Here is a 16,111-nt window from a genome sequence, read left to right as displayed (position 1 = left end):
ACACTAAAGATACTTTAACCATCATTTAGGTAAAATCCCAAAATGAAATCAAGTACAAAAAAATATTTAGCTGTAGCTTTTACTGGACCTTCAAATAGTGGTAAAACAACTTTAATTATTAAAGTTTCAAGTATCTTGCAAGATATGGGTTATAAAGTTTGTATTGTCAAACATGACCCAAAAGATAAAGCCAGCTTTGATAGAGAAGGAAAAGACTCTTATAAGTTTTTTCAAACAGGAGCAAATGTTGCAGTTGTAGGTCCTACAAAAACAACTATGTTTAAACAAGAAACTTCAACAATAGAAGAGATTATTGATATGTTTGGAGAGTTTGATTATCTTTTAGTAGAAGGACTTAAAACTTTACCATTGCCAAGAATTGCCATATTTAGAGATAAAATTGAAAATTCTTATTTTGAAATTACAGATATAATTGCTACTGATGAAAGTATAAAAAATATTCCAAATGGGATAAAAAGATTAGATTTAAATAATCCAGAAGAGATAATCAAATGGATTGAACAAAATGCGAAAAGAGTAAAATAATGAATGAAATTTTTGATGCCATAAAAGAGTCGGCTGTAAAGATTAAATATCTTATAGAGACAGGTGATACGGGAAAAAGTGAACAAGAAAATTCTACTGGTGATACGCAGTTGAAACTTGATATCCAAAGTGATGTAATTATTGAAGAGATATTTGCAAAAGTAAAATCTATAAAAGCAATAGTTAGTGAAGAGCAAGAAAGTATTGTAAATTTGCATGATGAAGGTAAATATTTAATTGCTTATGACCCTTTAGATGGTTCTTCTTTAGTTGATGTAAATTTATCAGTTGGTTCTATATTTGGTATCTATGAAAATGAGTTTAATGCACAAAATATTATAGCTTCTGTTTATGTGGTTTTTGGACCAAGAGTTGAAATGGTAATTACAACTGATGATGTAAAAATGTACAGATTACTTAATGGAAAATTTGAATTTATTCAAGATATTAAGTTAAATGAAAAAGGAAAATTAAATGCTCCTGGTTCTACTCAAAATTGTTGGGCACCTTTTCATAAACAACTAATCGATGATATTTTTAATGATGGCTATAGATTAAGATATAGTGGTGGAATGGTTCCTGATCTTCATCAAATACTTCTTAAAGGTGGAGGATTATTCTCATATCCAGGAACTACTGATAGACCAAAAGGGAAATTAAGACAACTATTTGAGGTATTTCCTTTTGCTTTAACATATGAAAAAGCAGGTGGTGAAGCAGTTGATGGATTTAAAAGAGTTTTAGATGTTGAAACTACACATATCCATGACACAACTCCTTGTTTCTTTGGTTCAAAAGAAGAGATAAATAGAGTTTTAAAAGTTTATAGTGAAAATGGAAAATAATCAAAAACTTGACCAATGGGAAGAGGCTTTAGAAGAGCAATTAGTTGTTTTAAAACAGTGCCAAGAATCTTTTGGATTGGATTCTTGTAGTGATTGTGAGAAGTTTTTTGATTGTGAAATAAGAAAAAGATATGTAATAGCTGTGTATGAATCTATGAATAAAGGTTCTACAGGTGGATTTGAATTTTAATAAAAGGTAAAAAATGAATTGTCATAAAAATGTTTATATTACTACTCCAATATATTATGTAAATGATGTTGCACATATTGGACATGCCTATACTACTATTATTGCTGATATGCTAGCTAGATACTCAAGATTAACTGGTAAAAAAACTTTTTTTCTTACAGGTACTGATGAGCATGGGCAAAAAATAGAAGAGAGTGCAAAAGCTAGAGATAAAACTTCTAAAGAGTATGCAGATGAAGTTTCTGGTAAGTTTAGAGCACTGTGGGATGATTTTGATATTACATATGATAAGTTTATAAGAACAACGGATGAAGAACATAAAACTGGAGTTCAGTTTGCTTTTGAAAAAATGTATAACAAAGGTGATATTTATAAAGGTGAATATGAGGGATATTATTGTGTATCTTGTGAGACATTTTTTACTGAAAAACAACTAATTGAAAATGAGTTTTGTCCTGACTGTGGAAAACCTACAAATATTGTAAAAGAAGAGAGTTATTTCTTTAAATTATCAGCTTATGAAGATAAATTATTAAAATGGTATGAAGAAAATCCTGATTGTATTTTACCTCGTTCTAAAAAGAATGAAATTACAAATTTTGTAAAGGGTGGATTAAGAGATTTATCTATCTCTAGAACATCTTTTGATTGGGGTGTTAAACTACCAGAATCACTAAATGAGCCTAAACATGTAATGTACGTATGGTTAGATGCCCTACTTAACTATATTACAGCACTTGGATATGGAACTGATGAAAAAAATATGGAATTTTGGCCAGCAAATGTACATTTAGTTGGAAAAGATATTTTAAGATTTCATGCTATTTATTGGCCAGCATTTTTGATGTCTTTAGATTTACCATTACCAAAACATATAGCAGCTCATGGTTGGTGGACTAGAGATGGAGATAAAATGTCTAAATCAAAAGGAAATGTAGTAAATCCTAAAGAAGTGGCAGATGCCTATGGCTTAGATGCTTTTAGATATTTTATGCTTCGAGAAGTTCCTTTTGGTCAAGATGGTGATTTTTCTCAAAAAGCTTTAATGGACAGAATCAATTCTGATTTAGGAAATGATTTAGGAAATTTACTTAATAGAATTATTGGTATGAGTGGAAAATATTTTGAATATAAAGTAACTTCAAAAGATGTAGTTCAATTTCATAAAAAAGAGTTAGATGAAGTTAATGAGATTTTAGAAGGTGTAGAAAGTTATATTTATAATATGCAATTAAATAGATATCTTGAAGAGATTTGGAAAGTTTTAACAATAGCAAATAAAGCAATTGGTGATTACGAGCCTTGGACTAAAATGAAAGAAGGAAAAGTAGATGAAGCCATGGCTTTAGTTGCTTTGATTACAAATATTATGGCTAGAGTTGCCCTACTTTTAGATTCTGTAATGCCTGAAAAAATTTCAAAAATAGCTCAATGTATAGGGTTAGAAATAAATAGTGATAATTTTACAAAGATAGTTGTAAACAAAGAGTTACTTTCTGATGTAACTATTACAAAAATAGAACAACTATTCCCAAGAATTGAGGAAATATTATTAGAACAAGCAGCACCTGCAGTTGTTAGTACACAGCCTGCTAAAAAAGAACTAGAAAAAACAGAAGAAATAGTTGACGAAGATAATTTAATTACAATTGACAAATTTTTTGAAACTACATTAAAAATTGGAACAATTGTAGAAGCTGAAGAAGTACCAAAATCTTCTAAGTTATTAAAACTACAAGTTGATTTGGGTGAAGGAAGAAATAGACAAATTTTAGCTGGTATAAAAGAGTCTTATAGCGCTGAAGAATTAGTTGGAACGCAAGCTTGTGTTGTAGCAAACTTAAAACCTGCAAAACTTATGGGAATGCTAAGTGAAGGTATGCTTCTAGCAGCACGAGATGAAAATGGTTTAAATTTAGTTCGTCCTGAAAAACCAAAAGTTTCTGGAACGAAAATCTCTTAAGAAATATTGTGAATATTTCTTCTATCATTGATATTATAGATGGAGAACTACAAAACTCTCCATCTATTTCTTTTATATACAATATTAAAACTGATCCAAAAAAAGTTATTGAAGGGGACCTTTTTTTAGCTAAAAATTATGAAGAAATCATAATTGCTTTAAAAAATGGTGCTTTTGCAATAGTTTATGATTTTGAAATGGAAGTTTTAGATAAAGAAATAGCTTGGATAAAAGTTTTTTCGGTTGAGGAAGCTTTAGTTAAATTATTTAGATTTAAATTTTCTACTTTTAATTTAGAAGTTTATTATTGTGATAAAGTTACCTTTGATTTATTAAATATTTTTAAGTATTTAAATAAACAAATTAAACTTATATCATCTAAATTGTATCGAAGTACAAAAATTATAGAAAATATAAGTGAAGATGAGATCTTTTTTTGTTCAGATGAAGAACTTATAAAAAATATTTATCCAAATTATAAAAAATTTTCGCAAAAAGATTATAAAATTTACAATTTAATAGAACATTCCCTATTTGAAACTTCATTTTCTTATGAAGAGAAGTATTTTCAAAAATTAAAAATCCCATCTTTATATATAAATCAATTTTTAGATGTGTACAACTTTTTTGATACAGATTTAGATTTTCATAAGTTAGCTAAATTTAGTCATTTTAAGCCAATTTTTGTTGATAAATACTTAAATATCATAGATTTTGGGAAAAGCAATAAATTTATTATTTGTCAAAAGAATTTAGATTTATTAGTAAATGAAATTTCATACCTTGAAAAAAAATACAAATATGGTAAAACTATATTTATTAGCCCAATTTTCATAGAAAATTTAAAAGAGAAGCAAATTGTTTTAGAAAATTTAGATGATTTAAAACATGTTATTAAAAAAGAGAATTTCAATGCTATTTATATAATGGGTTATGATAAAATAAAAGTTGAAGAAATATTAAGATTGTCTTTACACGAAAATACAGAACTCTTTTAGAATACCATTCCAAAAGAGCCTACAACTTTTCCTAAAATTTCTAATTCATCACTTTTCATTATTTGAGCAGGATAATCCTTATTGTCAGAAATAATATCAAGCTTTCCATCAACTCTTTTTTGTATTCTTTTTACAAAAAGACCATGATTTGTCGTAAATGCGTATATTCCATCTCTAAAACCACTTTTTATAGATTTATCTACAAAAATTATATTATTTGAATTAAGTGTTGGTTCCATTGAATCACCTATTACATTAATAGCTTCTATATTTTTTAGATTTTGTTCTCCTCCTAGCATATCTATAAAATAAGGGGGAACTTCAAGTTTTTCATAATTTTCATCACTATCATATGCCCCTCCCCCTGCACTAACAGAAATTTCTGGAAAATACTTAATCCAATATTTATCTGTTGAATCTATAAGTGAGCCAGGATTTTGATTATATAAAAGCCAATTTATTGAGATTTTTTTAAGTGCACAAAAGTCTAATATATTTGAAAAAGGAATCTTGCTTCTATTTTTCATAGTTGCAAAATTTGCTTGAGTTAGATTTAAAGCATCAGCTACGTCTTTATCAAAAACTTTGCCATTTTTTCCATCTGTACTTAAAACATCTTTTAATCTTTCAATTATCTCATTTACTAATAACATTTTATCTCCTTTTTGAAATTATATTACAAAATGAAATATTTTTCAATACTTTTAAAAAAATTTACTAAAATTTGAAATATTTTTTAGGAGTTTAACATGCAAACAATAATTATAGATACAAAAATATCAATTTCAAGAGCTATAAAAAGATTAGATTACTTATTATATAAATATGGTAATAAAATATTGTAAATATGTACAAATAATGTAAATTTTAAAATTTAAGATAAATTATTAGTAAAATTAATTTTAACAAAGGTAAATTACTATAAAATTGAGTTTGAATTTCGGTGTTTTGACGGAGAAATATATGGAAACAAACTTAGTCATGGAAGCATTAAAATTCATGGTCTTAGGAATGGGAATTGTTTATGCCTTTCTTATTATCATGGTTTTTGCTTTAAAAGCTCAAGCAGCGCTTATTGGGAAATTTTTTCCTGAAAAAGACAATCTAAAGACTGCTAAAAAAGTTCAGCCTAGTGTTGCAACATCTGATACTGCTAAAAAGATTGCTGCTATTTCTGCAGCTATTCAACATCACAATAATCAAAAAGGTTAATTTTAATGTCTAAAAAATATATTGATATAATGGATACCACTTTTAGGGATGGTTTCCAGTCAGTTTTTGGTGGACGTGTTTTAATGAATGACTTTTTTCCAGCTGTTGAAGCTGCAAAAGAGGCAGGAATAAAGCATTTTGAGTTTGGTGGGGGAGCAAGATTTCAGTCTTTATTCTTCTATTTACAAGAGAATGCATTTGATATGATGGATAAGTTTAGAGAAATAGTTGGTCCAGATGCTAACTTACAAACTCTAGCACGTGGTATTAATACTGTTATGTTAGATACAGGTTCAAGAGACCTTATTGATTTACATGCAAAAATGTTTGCAAAACATGGAACTACAACTATTAGAAACTTTGATGCTTTAAATGATGTTCAAAATCTTGAATATTCAGCTGAATGTATCAAAAAATATGGTTTAAATCATGAAGTTGTAGTTACACTAATGGATTTGCCTCCAGGTTGTGTAGGTGCACATGATGTAGCTTTTTATGAAAAAACATTAAGACAAATTTTAGACAGTGGAATTCCTTATGATTCTATTTGTTTTAAAGATGCTTCAGGAACTTCTTCTCCAAATAAAATTTTTGAAACAATTAAAATGGCTAGAAAATTAGTTGGTGAAGATACTCACATACGACTTCATACCCATGAAACTGCAGGTGTAAGTATTTCTTGTTATTTAGCTGCTCTTGATGCAGGAGCTGATGGTATTGACTTAGCAGCTAGCCCAGTATCAGGTGGTACTAGTCAACCAGATATTTTAACAATGATGCATGCTGTTAAAGGGATGAATTATGATCTTGGTGGTTTAGAAATAGACAAAATTTTAAAATATGAAGAAGTTTTAAATGATTGTTTAAAAGATTATTTTATGCCACCAGAAGCAACACAAGTTTCTCCTTTAATTCCATTTTCTCCAATGCCTGGTGGTGCATTGACTGCAAATACTCAGATGATGAGAGATAATGGAACTTTACATAAATTCCCAGAAGTAATAAAAGCTATGCAAGAAGTTGTTGAAAAAGGTGGATATGGTACATCTGTAACTCCTGTTTCTCAATTTTATTGGCAACAAGCATATGCAAATGTTATGTTTGGACCATGGAAACAAATTGCTCCTGGTTATGGAAAAATGGTTCTTGGTTATTTTGGTAAAACTCCTGTTGAGCCAGATGCAGAACTTGTTACACTAGCAGCTGAAAAACTAAAATTAGAACCTACAAAAGAAAATCCTTTAGATATTTCAGATAGAGATGAGAAAAAAACTATGAAATATTGGGAATCTAGATTAAAAGATGAAAATATAGAAATAACTGAAGAAAATATTTTTATTGCTGCTGCTTGTGATGAAAAGGGTATTTCATTTTTAAAAGGTAATAGTCCTTTAAGTGTTAGAAAAAATAGCTTAGATATATGTGAAGATGATAAAGATTGTAAATTAGGAGAAAAAAAAGTTATGGGTAATGCAACTGGAAATTATACGGTAGTAGTAGATGGACAAAAATTTAACGTAACAGTAGCAGAAGGAAATGCAGATATTCAAGTAACACCTGTACAAACTTCTACTGCAACACAAAGTGCACCAATAAGTGGTGATGGTGTTGAAGTAGGTGCAACTGTTAGTGGAAATGTATGGAAAATAACAAAAAATGTAGGTGATAAAGTAGCAAAAGGTGAAGTTGTTGCTATTTTAGAAGCAATGAAAATGGAGATTGATGTAGAAGCACCAGTTGAAGGTACTATTAAATCTTTTTTAGTAAAACAAAGTGAAGCAGTTGAAGAAGGGCAAGTTATTGCCATTATTGGTTAAGAAGCAAGTTGGAGAAAATTTATGAATAAAAAATTAATTGCTTCTTTGCTAATCTCATTATTTTGTGTGTTTAGCTTGAATGCTTTTGCTTCTGATACTTCTCATACATCATCTACTGTTAAAGAAGAACCAAAAGTAAAAGAGTATCATGCGAAAACAATAGGTCAGCTAGTAGTTTCTTTTTATGAAACTACTGGTATTAATTCATTAATAAATCCTAGTCCAGATGTTATGACTTCTGAACCAAATCCTGCTCATGCTAGACCTATGACTATGTTTGAGCAAACTTGGGGAAGACTTATTATGTTTGGTATTGTTTTCTTATTGTTCTATTTAGCAATTGCAAAAGGATTTGAGCCATTATTACTACTTCCAATTGCCTTTGGTGGATTGTTAGCAAATATTCCTCTTGCAAATATGGGTGGTGCTCATGGAATGTTGGGGATTATTTATAATATGGGAATTGCAAATGAATTTTTCCCATTATTGATTTTTATGGGTGTAGGAGCTATGACAGATTTCTCACCACTTTTAGCTAATCCAAAATCTGCATTACTTGGTGGTGCAGCACAATTTGGTATTTTTGGTTCACTTGTTGGTGCTGTTATGATTGGGTTTGATTTACAAACTGCAAGTGCTATTTCTATTATTGGAGGAGCTGATGGACCAACATCAATTTTTATTGCAAATAGATTAGCACCTGAGATGTTAGGTGCTATTGCAGTTGCTGCATATTCATACATGGCATTAGTACCAGTAATTCAACCTCCAATTATGAAAGCACTTACAACAGATGCAGAGAGAAGAATTAAAATGCCAAAACTAAGAAAAGTACATAAATTAGAAAAACTTTTCTTACCAATTTTAATCTTAATGCTCGCTATTTTAGTGCTTCCAGAATCTACTCCACTAATTGGAGCATTTGCATTTGGAAATTTCTTAAAACAATCAGGAGTTGTTGAGCGACTTTCAGATACAATGCAAAATTCTTTAATCAATATTGTAACTATCTTCTTAGGTTTAGGAGTTGGTTCAAAATTGGCAGCGGATAAATTCCTAGTATTGGATACGTTAGGAATTATGATTATTGGATTATTAGCATTTTCAGCTGGAACTGCTGCTGGTGTTCTTATGGCAAAACTTATGAATAAGTTTAGTTCAGAAGAAAATCAAATTAATCCTTTAATTGGTGCTGCAGGAGTTAGTGCTGTACCGATGGCAGCTAGAGTTGTTAGTAAAGTTGGTCAGGAATACGACAAATCAAATGTATTATTAATGCATGCGATGGGTCCAAATGTTGCCGGTGTTATTGGGTCTGCTGTGGCCGCCGGTGTACTATTATCAATATTTTAATTTATTAGGAAAAAAAGAATAATGTCTGATATTAAGAACCAATTAGGTTTAGAAAACGTTCAAACTGTATACAGAAACAGTGATGTAGATTTATTAATTGATCATGCAGTAAAAAATGAAGGTGCTAAAATATCTTCAACTGGTGCTTTAATGATTGATACTGGTATATTTACTGGTAGAAGTCCTAAAGATAAATTTTTCGTAAATCAAGATCCTTCAAACAAGTATATAGCTTGGGGTGATATAAATAGAGCAGTAACTAAAGATGTATATGACGACTTGTTAAAAACTGCAAAAAAACAGTTAAGCAATAAAGATTTATTTGTTACGGATGTATATTGTGGTGCATCAATTGATTCAAGAAGATCAGCTAGGTTTGTTACAGAAATTGCATGGCAAGCAAATTTTATTCAAAATATGTTTATTATGCCAAATGAAACGGAGTTAAATGAATTTACTCCTCAATTTACTGTTTATAATGCTTGTAAAACAATAGATAAATCTTATGTAAGTCATAAACTTCACTCTGAAGTTTTTGTGGTTTTTAATGTAGAAGAAAATATCGCTATTATTGGTGGTACTTGGTATGCTGGTGAGATGAAAAAAGGTCTTTTTTCAATGATGAACTACTGGCTTCCTTTAGAAGGAAAATTACCAATGCATTGTTCTGCAAATATTGGAAAAAACGGAGATACAGCATTATTCTTTGGACTTTCAGGTACTGGAAAAACAACATTATCAACAGATCCAAATAGAGCTTTAATTGGTGATGATGAACATGGTTGGGATGATAGTGGTGTTTTCAACTTTGAAGGTGGATGTTATGCTAAAGTTATCAATTTAGATAAAGATAGTGAACCAGAAATTTACAATGCTATTAAAAAAGGTGCAATTTTAGAAAATGTTGTTGCTGATGAAAATGGTGTTGTAGATTTTGAAGATGGAAGTAAGACTGAAAATACAAGGGTTTCTTATCCTTTATCTCATATCCCTAATCATACACCTGATATGAAAGGTGGACACCCTAAAAATATTATTTTCTTATGTGCTGATGCTTTTGGAGTTTTACCTCCAGTTGCAAAACTTACAAAACAACAAGCTATGTACTATTTCTTAAGTGGATATACTGCAAAAGTTGCAGGTACTGAAAGAGGTATTACTGAACCAGTTGCAACATTTAGCTCATGTTTTGGTGAAGCATTTTTACCATTAAATCCAACAATTTATGCTGCTTTATTAGGTGAAAAGATTGATGAGCATCAAGTTAATGTATATTTAGTTAATACTGGATGGACTGGAGGTCCTTACGGTATAGGTACAAGAATGAGTATACGAAATACAAGAGCTTGTATTAATGGTATTTTAGATGGTTCTATTAATAATAGTGAATTTGAAATGCTTCCTGTATTTAATTTGGCTGTTCCTAAAACACTTGATGGTGTAGAAACAAGAGTATTAAACCCTAGAAATACTTGGGAAGATACAGAAGCTTATGATGAAATGTCAAAAAAACTTGCAGGAATGTATGTAGAAAACTTCAAAAAATATTTAACATTAGAAAGTGATTATGATTTTACTGCAGCTGGTCCACAGTTGTAAAAATCAAATATTGATATTAAAAAGGGACAGGTAACTCTGTCCCTTTTTTTATATAGGAATAAAATGAAAATAAAAGAATTATTGGAAAATATAAAAGCTGAGTGTACTACTATTACATATTTTTGCTCAATTCATATGCTTGAAAAGAATTTTGATATAGAAAATGATACTTCAAATAAAGAAAATATAAAAGAATTTTTTATAAATTATGAAAATTATGAAAAATACCTAAATGATTATGCAGGAGTTATTTATAAAAAATTTGAATCTTCAATAGATAATGTTTATAATGAAATTTGTCTATTTTTTGGAGAAAATCCTGATAATAAATATCTTTTTTCTCATAGAATAAAAAGAGTATTAAATCAAAATCCCATGAAATACTTAGATATAGAAAATGAAGATTTAAGAGATAATGCAATTTATAAAATTGAAGAAAAAATTAGCATTATAGAAAAATCTTTTTATTATAAAGAAAATAAACAATTAGCCTATAAAGAGCTAGAAAAACTCAAAAAGAGTATTAACATGGTAAAAGTAGCTGCGGGAATAAAATAAATTACTCCCCTACTTTTCTCTTTATCCTTCTATTTGAATCTCTTCAATAATTTCAAGTCCAAATCCTGTCAATCCTACAAATGAGTGTTTACCACCACTTGTTAAAAGTTTGATTTTTTTGATATCAAATAGATTTAAAATTTGTGCACCAATTCCATAATCTTTTTTTGATTCCAAATTTTTCATTTTTTCATCAAGAAAAATTAAAATTCCATTTTTAGCTTGTAAAAAATTAATTGATTTTAACATAGAATTCAATTTTTCATCATTTAAAAACAGCTCTAAATCTGGGATTACAGAGTGAAATTTTACATGTGTAGTATCTTCAAAATCACCAAAAATTATTGCAGTATGAATATTGTCTAAATGGTCTTTAAACTCTTTTTTAAGAACACTTTTACCAAAAAACTCCATACTTGTTGAAGAAACTTCTTCCACAAGTATTTCATGTGATAATCTATATTCAACTAAGTCAGAGATATAGATTTGCTTCATATTGTGTTTTTGTGCAAATATATCTAAATCATCACGTCTAGCCATTGTTCCATCTTCTTTCATGATTTCACAAATAACTGCTTCTCCATTAAAACCTGCAAGTTTACATAAATCAATAGAACCTTCTGTATGACCAGTTCTAACCAATACTCCACCATCTTTAGCTATAAGAGGGAAAATATGTCCTGGTTTTACTAATTCTTTAGTATTACTTACAGGATTTGCTAAGATTTTTATTGTATCATCTCTTTCCCCTGCACTAATACCTGTACTTGCAGTTGCAGCATCAACTGAAATTGTAAATGCTGTCTCATATGATGAAGTATTTGATGCCACCATAGGATTAAGTTCTAATCTATTAGCCGTTGACTTTGTCACTGATACACAAATTAAACCTTTTGCATGGCTTGCCATAAAATTAACTTTTTGTGGAGTAGATAGAGCAGCTGCATATACTAAATCACCTTCATTTTCCCTATCTTCATCATCTAACATGATTACCATGTTACCTTTTCTTATCTCTTCAATAGCTTCTTGTACTCTTTTAATTGCTGACATTATAAATCTCTTTTAAATATTATTTTTAGTCTCTAATTATATCTAAATATACAAAATTAAATATAAAGATTCTTGACAAAAATCGATTATTTTACTATAATTCGCACTTTGAATGGGGTATCGCCAAGTGGTAAGGCACTGGTTTTTGGTACCAGTATTCGCAGGTTCGAATCCTGCTACCCCATCCACCAATTGATCGCGGAATAGAGCAGCTTGGTAGCTCGTCGGGCTCATAACCCGAAGGTCATAGGTTCAAATCCTGTTTCCGCAACCAACTTTATTTCCCTTTATTCCTCTCTTCTAGTAAAGTATGAAAATCAAAAAATAGTTAAAGTAAGTTTTATTACAAAAAAATACAAAATTTTTATAAAATTGGATGACAAATGAAAAAAATATATATTGCAGGCTATGATGTTTTTAAACAAAATTCTATTGAAATAGGTAAACACTACGTTAATCTCTGTGAGAAATATGGCTTTAAAGGTTTGTATCCATTGGATAATGTTGTTGATTTTAATCAAAATAAAAAAAATAAGATTGCTCAAGATATATATAAAGCCAATGTTGAGTTAATACATAATTCAGATATTGTTATTGCAAATTTAAATCAATTTCGTGGGAAAGAGGCTGATTCTGGAACAATATGGGAATGTGGTTATGCTAAAGCTCTTGGAAAAGATGTTTATGGTTATATGAGTAATAATAAATCATATTTAGATACTTTTAATAATGATGAAAAAAAGCTTTTAAATGGATTGTATGTTGATATTGATAATATGGTAATAGAAGATTTTGATTATCCTATTAATTTAATGATTGCATGTAGTGTAAATAATATAGTAATTGGTTCTTTTGAAAATTGTTTAAAAGAGCTAAGTAAATAATTTTTATTCATATTTAATTCAAATAATTTCATAATAGTTTCTATTAAAGTGTAATTTAATTTAAATTTTATAATAATATATTATTTTAAATTAAGGAGAAAAAATGAAAACTATTGTGATGTTTGTAGTTCTTTGTGTAAGTTTGTTTGCTGTTGACGTAAATAAGGCTTCCATTGATGAGTTGAAGTCATTAAAAGGTTTAGGTGTAAAAAAAGCTGAAATGATTATTCAATACAGAAATGAACATAAATGTTTTAAAAACAAAGAAGAACTTTTAAATGTAAAAGGGATTGGAAAAGGTTTTTTAGAAAAAAATGAAGCTCAACTTCAATTTTCTGCTTGTAAATAATAAAAAAGAGTGTTAATTCACTCTTTTTTATTAAAATTGCTCTCACTTTCTTAAAAAAAGATTAGTTTGTTAATCATCTGTTAACTTATGAATAATAAAATAATAAAATAACAAATTTAAATAAAGTATTAACATGAAAGATATAAAAACACAAATTGATTCTTTAAACTTAGCATACTACGAATTTGACAATGAAAATGAGGTTTTTAAATTTAATTATGAAACAGAATATGAATTAGCAAAAAAAGAATTAATAAAAATAACTTATACACTTAGTAAAAATAATATTGAGTTTGACTTTCTGCCAAATAAATATATTGTTTTAAATAAACATTTTACTCTACTTCAAAAAATATTTTTAAATATAATATTTAAAATAAACAAAAACTATAAGATAAATCTAGCATATTTTTAATAGATACGAACAAAGTAATAAAATTACTTTGTTGCGTCGTGAATAGCCTCTTTTGTAGCATCATAAGCATCTGAAGTGTCTTTTTTTACACCTTCCCATGTAGCACATCCACTTAATACCGTAATAAATGTCACCATTGTGATAAGAGTTAAAATTTTCTTCATTTTATATCCTTATATTGTAATTTCTTTAATATCCGCAATATTTCTAAATGCTTGATAAACAAGTCCAATTAGGTTTTTTCTATTTGTTTTTATAGCTTCATTTTCATGATTTACAAAAACATTATCAAAAAATTTATCTAATTTTGGCTTTAAAGAGAATAACGCATCTAATTCTTCTTCATAGTTATTATATTTTTTATCTGTAAGTTGTGTGTAAGTTTCATATAAATCTTTCTCTTCTTCTTGCTCAAATAATGATGAGTTTACTTTTAATGATGAATTTACATCAATATCTTTAATAATATTTGCCACTCTTTTAAATGTTGCTGATGCCTCTTTATAATCTTCACTTAAAACTATTGGATTTAAAGCACATATTTTTTGAGAAATTTTATAAACATCCCCTTCCCCACTTCCAAGAACTGCTTTTATAACAGATGGATTTACTTCAAATATTTTAAATAATCTTTCATTGAAAAATTCGATTAATTTGCTTTTTTCTAATCCCGTGTAGTTTTCTAATAAATTATCAATTATATTTGATAAATTCACTTCTATTTTATGCTCTATTGCAATTTTAACAATACCAGCTGCTGCACGTCTAAGACCAAATGGATCCTTAGAACCTGTTGGAATTTTTCCAACACTAAAAAGTCCCATAAGATTATCAAGTTTATATGCTAGTGCTACTATTGCAGAAAATTTATTTGATGGTAGTTCAGAATCTTCACCATCAGGTAGATATTGCTCTTTTAGTGCTGTATAAACTAATTCGTCTTCTCCAGCTGCTTTTGAATAGTAATATCCCATAAGTCCTTGAAGTTCTGTAAATTCATAAACCATTTCAGACATCAAGTCAGCTTTAGAAAGCATTACAGCTTTTGTTAAAAGTTCTTTTTGTCCAATATTATAAATATCTGCTAAATAAGAAGCTATTTTTTCTTCTCTTTCACATTTATTATACATAGATCCTAATCCATCAACGAAAACTAAGTTTTTAAGACCTTTATTTGACAATCCATTTTTTAAGTCATTTTTATAAAAGAACATTGCATCTGCAAGTCTTGGTCTTAGAACTTTCTCATTTCCTGCAATAATAAGTGAAAAATCATCTGTTTTAGAGTTTGAAACTACGATAAAGTTATTTGTTAACTTTCCATCTTTATAAACAGCAAAGTATCTTTGATGTTCTTTCATAGATGTCACAATAACCTCTTCTGGTAATTCTAAAAACTCTTTATCAAAAGTTCCTAATAATGCTGTTGGATATTCAGTAATAGCAACTACTTCTTCTAATAGTTCTTCATCAATATCTATGCTTAAATTATTATCAGATTCAATTTTCTTCATTTGTTCTAAAATGGCTTTTTTTCTATCTTCTGGATATAAAATAACTCCATTTTTATCTAACTTACAAAAATAATCTCCTGCAAAATCAAAACTAAATGGCTCATAAGAAACCATTCTATGTGCAAAAGATTTATTTGAACTTTTTACACCGTAAAGTTCTGCTTCAACTATCTCTTCTCCTAGCATAACAATTAAGCTTCTAATAGGTCTAATAAAGCTATCTGTTCTACTCGCCCATCTCATTGATTTACCAAAATCAAGAACATTTATAAATTCATTTATCATTTCATTTAATAAATCTTTTGAAGCTTTACCTTTCTCTTCTTTTTTGAAATATAAAACATCATCTTTTCCATTATTAATTGTTTGTAATTCATCAACTTCAATTCCACATTTTTTAGCAAATCCAATTGCTGCCCCTGTTGGTTTTCCATCTTTATATGCAATTGCAACAGGTGCACCATATTTCTCAACAGTTGTATCTTCTTGAGATAAATTAAATTCTCTATGCCAAAGAACTAATCTTCTTGGAGTATAAAAAAAGTCAAAATTAGTTGATAATTTAAATTTTTCTAAAATATCACTCCATTTTTTTTCTATATTTGGAAGTTCCTTTAAAAATGGTATAGCAGGTAGTTCTTCAACACCTATTTCAATTAATAATGGTTTATTCATTTTTTTCTTTTTCCCTTTTCTCAATTTCTTCTAATTTTTTTGTATGTTTGTCAATTTGTTGTTTGTTAAAACCTCTAATAAAGCCAAAAACTATTATTATAAAAGCTATAATGACGATTATATCTAGTATATCTTTCATA

The 16,111-nt window shown here is 28.6% G+C and carries 18 protein-coding genes and 2 tRNA genes; 15 read left to right on the top strand and 5 right to left on the bottom strand.

Annotation, left to right across the window (positions count from 1 at the left end):
• Positions 1–42: 42 nt before the first annotated feature.
• The 5 genes from mobB to ACQY5W_RS00225 are packed head-to-tail and all read left to right on the top strand — an operon-like array spanning position 43 to position 4,542.
• On the top strand, positions 43–546 hold the full coding sequence (gene mobB / locus ACQY5W_RS00245; RefSeq protein WP_428022915.1) for a molybdopterin-guanine dinucleotide biosynthesis protein B: 504 nt from the start codon (positions 43–45) through the stop codon (positions 544–546).
• On the top strand, positions 546–1,391 hold the full coding sequence (locus tag ACQY5W_RS00240) for a class 1 fructose-bisphosphatase (RefSeq protein ID WP_428022914.1): 846 nt from the start codon (positions 546–548) through the stop codon (positions 1,389–1,391). The genes mobB and ACQY5W_RS00240 overlap by 1 nt, the downstream gene beginning before the upstream one ends.
• Positions 1,381–1,581: a hypothetical protein gene (locus tag ACQY5W_RS00235; RefSeq protein ID WP_428022913.1), complete on the top strand. Its 201-nt coding sequence runs from the start codon at positions 1,381–1,383 to the stop codon at positions 1,579–1,581. Before ACQY5W_RS00240 ends, ACQY5W_RS00235 begins: the two co-directional genes overlap by 11 nt.
• A 13-nt stretch (positions 1,582–1,594) precedes the next feature.
• Positions 1,595–3,544 (top strand): methionine--tRNA ligase, encoded by a 1,950-nt coding sequence (metG, locus tag ACQY5W_RS00230; RefSeq protein ID WP_428022912.1) that lies wholly within the window; start codon positions 1,595–1,597, stop codon positions 3,542–3,544.
• An 8-nt stretch (positions 3,545–3,552) separates the two neighbouring features.
• A complete protein-coding gene (locus ACQY5W_RS00225) occupies positions 3,553–4,542 on the top strand; it encodes a peptidoglycan synthetase (protein ID WP_428022911.1) in 990 nt (329 codons plus the stop codon).
• Here ACQY5W_RS00225 and ACQY5W_RS00220 read toward each other — a convergent pair.
• The gene (locus ACQY5W_RS00220; RefSeq protein WP_428022910.1) at positions 4,539–5,195 is read right to left on the bottom strand and encodes a S24 family peptidase; all 657 of its coding nucleotides are present in this window, start codon (positions 5,193–5,195) and stop codon (positions 4,539–4,541) included. The genes ACQY5W_RS00225 and ACQY5W_RS00220 overlap by 4 nt on opposite strands.
• Before the next feature lie 310 nt (positions 5,196–5,505).
• On the opposite strand from ACQY5W_RS00220, the gene ACQY5W_RS00215 reads away from it, so the two are divergent.
• The 5 genes from ACQY5W_RS00215 to ACQY5W_RS00195 all read left to right on the top strand — a co-directional run bounded on the left by ACQY5W_RS00215 (position 5,506) and on the right by ACQY5W_RS00195 (position 11,081).
• Positions 5,506–5,754, top strand: a complete 249-nt coding sequence (locus tag ACQY5W_RS00215) for an OadG family protein (RefSeq protein ID WP_428022909.1) — start codon at positions 5,506–5,508, stop codon at positions 5,752–5,754.
• 5 nt (positions 5,755–5,759) lie between these two features.
• A complete protein-coding gene (locus tag ACQY5W_RS00210; protein ID WP_428022908.1) occupies positions 5,760–7,571 on the top strand; it encodes a biotin/lipoyl-containing protein in 1,812 nt (603 codons plus the stop codon).
• Between the two features lie 21 nt (positions 7,572–7,592).
• Positions 7,593–8,924 carry a sodium ion-translocating decarboxylase subunit beta gene (locus tag ACQY5W_RS00205; protein ID WP_428022907.1) on the top strand — a complete coding sequence of 444 codons (1,332 nt, stop codon included), beginning with the start codon at positions 7,593–7,595 and terminating at the stop codon, positions 8,922–8,924.
• A 21-nt stretch (positions 8,925–8,945) separates the two neighbouring features.
• The gene (gene pckA, locus ACQY5W_RS00200; protein ID WP_428022906.1) at positions 8,946–10,523 is read left to right on the top strand and encodes a phosphoenolpyruvate carboxykinase (ATP); all 1,578 of its coding nucleotides are present in this window, start codon (positions 8,946–8,948) and stop codon (positions 10,521–10,523) included.
• A 63-nt stretch (positions 10,524–10,586) separates the two neighbouring features.
• Positions 10,587–11,081, top strand: coding sequence for a hypothetical protein (locus ACQY5W_RS00195; RefSeq protein ID WP_428022905.1), 495 nt, complete (start codon positions 10,587–10,589; stop codon positions 11,079–11,081).
• 21 nt (positions 11,082–11,102) lie between these two features.
• Here the strand turns inward: ACQY5W_RS00195 and ACQY5W_RS00190 are convergent, their stop codons facing one another.
• Entirely contained in the window at positions 11,103–12,134 is a 1,032-nt protein-coding gene (locus tag ACQY5W_RS00190) for a bifunctional 3,4-dihydroxy-2-butanone 4-phosphate synthase/GTP cyclohydrolase II (RefSeq protein ID WP_428022904.1), read from the bottom strand.
• Positions 12,135–12,247: 113 nt separating this feature from the next.
• On the opposite strand from ACQY5W_RS00190, the gene ACQY5W_RS00185 reads away from it, so the two are divergent.
• The 5 genes from ACQY5W_RS00185 (at position 12,248) to ACQY5W_RS00165 (ending at position 13,782) form a co-directional block, all read left to right on the top strand.
• Positions 12,248–12,322, top strand: a tRNA-Gln gene (locus ACQY5W_RS00185).
• 9 nt (positions 12,323–12,331) lie between these two features.
• Positions 12,332–12,408 (top strand) — tRNA-Met (locus ACQY5W_RS00180).
• Positions 12,409–12,517: 109 nt separating this feature from the next.
• Positions 12,518–13,018 carry a nucleoside 2-deoxyribosyltransferase gene (locus tag ACQY5W_RS00175; protein ID WP_428022903.1) on the top strand — a complete coding sequence of 167 codons (501 nt, stop codon included), beginning with the start codon at positions 12,518–12,520 and terminating at the stop codon, positions 13,016–13,018.
• A 103-nt stretch (positions 13,019–13,121) separates the two neighbouring features.
• Positions 13,122–13,367 (top strand): ComEA family DNA-binding protein, encoded by a 246-nt coding sequence (locus ACQY5W_RS00170; RefSeq protein ID WP_428022902.1) that lies wholly within the window; start codon positions 13,122–13,124, stop codon positions 13,365–13,367.
• A gap of 133 nt (positions 13,368–13,500) precedes the next feature.
• Positions 13,501–13,782 (top strand): hypothetical protein, encoded by a 282-nt coding sequence (locus ACQY5W_RS00165; RefSeq protein ID WP_428022901.1) that lies wholly within the window; start codon positions 13,501–13,503, stop codon positions 13,780–13,782.
• Between the two features lie 23 nt (positions 13,783–13,805).
• On the opposite strand, the gene ACQY5W_RS00160 is transcribed toward ACQY5W_RS00165, so the two are convergent.
• Genes ACQY5W_RS00160 through ACQY5W_RS00150 form a run of 3 tightly spaced genes read right to left on the bottom strand, consistent with a single transcriptional unit; the run spans position 13,806 to position 16,110 of the window.
• The gene (locus ACQY5W_RS00160; protein WP_428022900.1) at positions 13,806–13,946 is read right to left on the bottom strand and encodes an entericidin EcnAB; all 141 of its coding nucleotides are present in this window, start codon (positions 13,944–13,946) and stop codon (positions 13,806–13,808) included.
• A gap of 9 nt (positions 13,947–13,955) precedes the next feature.
• Entirely contained in the window at positions 13,956–15,971 is a 2,016-nt protein-coding gene (glyS, locus tag ACQY5W_RS00155) for a glycine--tRNA ligase subunit beta (RefSeq protein ID WP_428022899.1), read from the bottom strand.
• Positions 15,964–16,110: a hypothetical protein gene (locus ACQY5W_RS00150; protein WP_428022898.1), complete on the bottom strand. Its 147-nt coding sequence runs from the start codon at positions 16,108–16,110 to the stop codon at positions 15,964–15,966. Before ACQY5W_RS00150 ends, glyS begins: the two co-directional genes overlap by 8 nt.
• Position 16,111 lies beyond the last annotated feature (1 nt).

The sequence above is a fragment of the Arcobacter sp. genome (assembly GCF_050300555.1).
In the GTDB taxonomy this organism is placed as follows: domain Bacteria; phylum Campylobacterota; class Campylobacteria; order Campylobacterales; family Arcobacteraceae; genus Arcobacter.
The sequence above is the reverse complement of the archived record's forward strand: the minus strand, read 5'-3'. Positions and strand labels throughout refer to the sequence as shown.

Bases quoted from the DNA above. Each gene is read 5' to 3' on its own strand.
- pckA (WP_428022906.1), top strand. From the start codon at position 8,946: ATGTCTGATATTAAGAACCAATTAGGTTTAGAAAACGTTCAAACTGTA.
- ACQY5W_RS00235 (WP_428022913.1), top strand. From the start codon at position 1,381: ATGGAAAATAATCAAAAACTTGACCAATGGGAAGAGGCTTTAGAAGAG.
- ACQY5W_RS00215 (WP_428022909.1), top strand. From the start codon at position 5,506: ATGGAAACAAACTTAGTCATGGAAGCATTAAAATTCATGGTCTTAGGA.
- metG (WP_428022912.1), top strand. From the start codon at position 1,595: ATGAATTGTCATAAAAATGTTTATATTACTACTCCAATATATTATGTA.
- ACQY5W_RS00240 (WP_428022914.1), top strand. From the start codon at position 546: ATGAATGAAATTTTTGATGCCATAAAAGAGTCGGCTGTAAAGATTAAA.
- ACQY5W_RS00165 (WP_428022901.1), top strand. From the start codon at position 13,501: ATGAAAGATATAAAAACACAAATTGATTCTTTAAACTTAGCATACTAC.
- ACQY5W_RS00220 (WP_428022910.1), bottom strand. From the start codon at position 5,195: ATGTTATTAGTAAATGAGATAATTGAAAGATTAAAAGATGTTTTAAGT.
- ACQY5W_RS00190 (WP_428022904.1), bottom strand. From the start codon at position 12,134: ATGTCAGCAATTAAAAGAGTACAAGAAGCTATTGAAGAGATAAGAAAA.
- mobB (WP_428022915.1), top strand. From the start codon at position 43: ATGAAATCAAGTACAAAAAAATATTTAGCTGTAGCTTTTACTGGACCT.
- ACQY5W_RS00195 (WP_428022905.1), top strand. From the start codon at position 10,587: ATGAAAATAAAAGAATTATTGGAAAATATAAAAGCTGAGTGTACTACT.
- ACQY5W_RS00170 (WP_428022902.1), top strand. From the start codon at position 13,122: ATGAAAACTATTGTGATGTTTGTAGTTCTTTGTGTAAGTTTGTTTGCT.
- ACQY5W_RS00205 (WP_428022907.1), top strand. From the start codon at position 7,593: ATGAATAAAAAATTAATTGCTTCTTTGCTAATCTCATTATTTTGTGTG.
- ACQY5W_RS00160 (WP_428022900.1), bottom strand. From the start codon at position 13,946: ATGAAGAAAATTTTAACTCTTATCACAATGGTGACATTTATTACGGTA.
- glyS (WP_428022899.1), bottom strand. From the start codon at position 15,971: ATGAATAAACCATTATTAATTGAAATAGGTGTTGAAGAACTACCTGCT.
- ACQY5W_RS00210 (WP_428022908.1), top strand. From the start codon at position 5,760: ATGTCTAAAAAATATATTGATATAATGGATACCACTTTTAGGGATGGT.
- ACQY5W_RS00175 (WP_428022903.1), top strand. From the start codon at position 12,518: ATGAAAAAAATATATATTGCAGGCTATGATGTTTTTAAACAAAATTCT.
- ACQY5W_RS00150 (WP_428022898.1), bottom strand. From the start codon at position 16,110: ATGAAAGATATACTAGATATAATCGTCATTATAGCTTTTATAATAATA.